General features: G+C 46.6%; 5 protein-coding genes. All 5 read right to left on the bottom strand.

What is annotated here, in order from left to right; translation table 11 throughout:
- Positions 1-217: 217 nt before the first annotated feature.
- A complete protein-coding gene (locus tag RGM3321_RS00285) occupies positions 218-436 on the bottom strand; it encodes a hypothetical protein (protein WP_244391053.1) in 219 nt (72 codons plus the stop codon).
- Positions 437-788: 352 nt separating this feature from the next.
- Positions 789-1,058, bottom strand: a complete 270-nt coding sequence (locus RGM3321_RS00280; RefSeq protein ID WP_244391051.1) for a hypothetical protein — start codon at positions 1,056-1,058, stop codon at positions 789-791.
- A complete protein-coding gene (locus RGM3321_RS00275) occupies positions 1,055-1,483 on the bottom strand; it encodes a hypothetical protein (RefSeq protein WP_244391050.1) in 429 nt (142 codons plus the stop codon). Before RGM3321_RS00275 ends, RGM3321_RS00280 begins: the two co-directional genes overlap by 4 nt.
- A 29-nt stretch (positions 1,484-1,512) precedes the next feature.
- Complete coding sequence (locus RGM3321_RS00270; protein WP_080267605.1) at positions 1,513-1,782, bottom strand: hypothetical protein; 270 nt, start codon at positions 1,780-1,782, stop codon at positions 1,513-1,515.
- A 440-nt stretch (positions 1,783-2,222) separates the two neighbouring features.
- Positions 2,223-3,179, bottom strand: coding sequence for a site-specific integrase (locus tag RGM3321_RS00265; RefSeq protein ID WP_244391048.1), 957 nt, complete (start codon positions 3,177-3,179; stop codon positions 2,223-2,225).
- Positions 3,180-3,447: the final 268 nt, after the last annotated feature.

The raw sequence follows: 3,447 nt of genomic DNA, 5'->3' as shown, positions 1-3,447 counted from the left end.
TCAACGATGAGCTTGCAGACATCAAGCTTGAAGGCTGCATCGAATTTTCTGTATTTCTTGGTCATGGTGACTCCTCAATGGATATAGTTTCACCCATTAAGGTGTCCGGGGTCATTAGACCAGCTCATTCTTCTTGTTTTCTGTAAGCTCCTGAGAGCTCTTGTAGGAGGCGTTAGGTGTAAGGTATAACCTTTCATGAGCGAGCTGCTAGGGCCTCTCAAAGCGTGTGTAAGACCACCTCGGAGTTAATGACTATAGAAGACGCAATGCCAGCCTTGACGTTTATGTCTAATGCTAACTCCTTGATAAGCTTGTTCGTGGGCATTGCATAAACAATGTTGTTGTCTATGATTAGCTGTGGTATTGACTGAATAAACTTGGTGGACTTGCCGCTGCCCGGAAGGGCTTCAGCAATGAACAGTGTTTTCTCTTTCATAGAATCCTTATCGTCGTTTTTGAGATTGCTCAATGTCTTTTAGCTGTAGGTTGGAGATGTAGCCTGCTGCTTGTGACGAGAGTCGATACTGTAAAGAGAGGGCGGAGATGGCTTTGGTATTACCCTTAGCTGCTATCAGTTCCTTTGCTAGTCCTCGCTTGATGGTTGTAGGGATGAGGTGTTTTGGTCGATACTCTAGGTCAGGGATATTGATGTAGTCGTCATCTGAGTTCATACGGATGCTTTCAAGTGGTGCATGACATAACCGTTAGGGTTAGTCTGGCAATAGTAAGGAGGGTTAGGCAGATGGCATACACGATGAATGCTGTAACCATCCAGCTAATGATTGTCTTCATTTGATAGGCTTACGTACTTCCATTTCATCAATGATCTTATGCAAAGCAAAGGCTGATGTGAATGTACCTTCCAACGGTGAATTCTTAGGAAGGCCTACACAGACATAGCTTCCACGCTGATGCATCTGGTAGCTAACCCCCTTGTAAGTCTTCACTTCACCTACAAGGCTATTGTTACTCACCTCTGCCTGTTCAATCATGGCCTTGAGCTGAGCCTTACGATGTTCCTGATACTGACGCTCACCCTCTGAGATGTAATAGTTCATTCTTGAACTCCTAGACGCTTATAGACGCTTGCCTTGATTGCTTTCATGGCATCAGTTTGGTTCTTACCAGTTGCCGCTGGACCGCTTATGATGCTTCTCGTTACGCCAGTGAAGTTCCCTTCGCTATCATACTGGTTATTGCTAGGCTTATTGGTGGTTCGATCAAGTCGTGCTTGCTGCACTGCAACTTGCATATCTAGGCTCTCTCGGATCAGTGGATCCTCTTTGTAGAGACGCTCAAGAGTGGCTTGCTTGACTTGTTTCATAATGGCTACTGCATCCTTGGAACTGTCAAGGGCTCGGAGAGGGCGTGCCTCCTGCTCTAGTACCCAGCCTGAGTTATGAGCAATTTGTTTTACTTCGTCAAGGGAGCGTCCTGTTTCTTGTGCCAATGCTACAAGGTCTTCGTGTTTGTATGTACGCATATGTGTGTTCCTTATTGGAGAGAGTTTACTTAGAGAGTGATGATACGATATTGATAACGAGCTGAATGGGCCTTGCCAGTCTTTCTACGCTCAACCATTGCTGTTGCTACCAGATGCTTTAGAACGCCTTCTACAGAGCGTCTGGGGAGCCCTGTAGCAATACAGAAGTCAGCGCTTGAGATAGTAGACCAACCAAAGACATCAGCCTGATTACGAACCATGAGCCAAATAATCTTTCTTGGTAGTGTATTAAGTTGATTGTGTTGCAGAGCAACAATCTGTTCTAAAGTAATAGACATTTAGTCTTACCTATAAGTGAGTTAGTAAAGCAGCCCCCTATATCCCCCACTGTGATTGGGCGTGATATTATCTAGGAGGAAGTCTTGTGTTCCTACATCGCGTAATGGCGAGCAAGGAGGATGGTGCTAGAGGGTGTAGCAAGTGAAAGAGGGTTGCAGAAGGAGAAAAGCTTCTCCTATATATACTATACCTGATTTTTAGGGAAAACCGGACAAACTAAATTGAGATATTTTTCTCACTCAAATATATATACCTAGATTTCAGGCAAAAGTCCTCAAACTATTTTTAAAGTGGGCTCATTAGTTTGTTTTGATACTATGAGATAAGAGAGTGTGCGTGTCCCTACGCTTCCTGTAAGGCTCTGTAAGGCACGCTATAAGCAAAGCCTGCAACTGATGAGGATCAGGGTTTTACGCCTCACCAGTGAGCTTGTAGGGTCTCAGTCAATCAGATGTAATACATCCTTAGCATTCAGGTGAGAGTATCTGGCGACAGACCTTGTGTCCCTATGCCCCGACACAATCATTATCTGAGCGTTGTTAAACCCTCTCTTAGCTACATTGGTTATTCTTGTATGTCTGAGCTGGTGCAGCCTTACATTACTATCAAGGTTAGCTGCTGTCCTAGCTCTCCTGATGGCCTGTGAAACGCTGTGAGGCGCTACAGAGAACAGTCTGCCTCGTTGTATACGTTCTGCTATGGCGAGTCTCTGAGCCTCTTTCAGAAGCTCTATCGCACGTAAGGTCAGGGGCACTGAGCGTGTACCATTCTTGCCATCTACTACGTCCACAATCCTCTGTTCCAGATGCAGGCAGTTAACTGTCAGCTTCAGTATCTCAGAACGACGCATGGCTGTTTCATATGCAAGCTCTGCTATCAGTGCCATTTTGGGTGATAGCTCATTGAGGATTAGACGTAGCTCACCAGCAGTCACCACCTTGTCACTGGACTTGTCAGGCTTAGGTAGGGTGATATCACAGACAGGGTTAGGTATGTCTATTAGCAGGCCACGTTTAGCGTACTTGAAGAACCGAGAGAGGAACGCTAACTGATGTCTGCATGTGGCTGCCTTGACGGTCTGTAAGCGCATCAGTTTGAAATCGTTTACGAGCTTAGGGGTTATGTCATGAATTGACTGAGGGAAGGCGTGAGCTAGTTGCTCAACGATCTGGACAGCATGGGTGTAGGAACCCTTGCCCTTGAGGTGGGAGTCACAGTAGGTCATGCCCAATGTAAAGATGGTGTGGTGCTTATGGTCCTTGATGACAGCCTCAAGCTTGTCAGCCCATGCCTGAGCGTCAGCCTGTGTAGCAAATGTCTTCGACTGAGGGGGTTTCCCTTTCAATCTGACCTGAGCGTTCCAGTTGCCTGATGGTAGGGAGCGGATGTTAGCCATGTTGACGCCTCATGATGTGAATGGGCGTTCTCTCAAGGCCATAGCCTGTATGGGCTAGGGGGTATTGCTCCTCTCCTTGACATGGTGGGGGTCGTTGGTTCGAGTCCAATCGCGCCTACCAGACAAAATCCGCTCTGCTGGGTGTCTAGTCCTGAAATAGGTTTACACCTGTTTCACGCTCAAAACGCCCGATGCACCGCATCGGGCGTTTTGTATTTCAGGGATAAGTGTGGCCGCTCCCTATTGTAGATCTGCACCGATTCATCCA

The sequence above is a fragment of the Pseudomonas sp. RGM 3321 genome (genome assembly GCF_022836805.1).
Classification (GTDB): domain Bacteria; phylum Pseudomonadota; class Gammaproteobacteria; order Pseudomonadales; family Pseudomonadaceae; genus Aquipseudomonas.
Note: the sequence above shows the minus strand (reverse complement) of the source record. Positions and strands in the feature narration are given on the sequence as shown.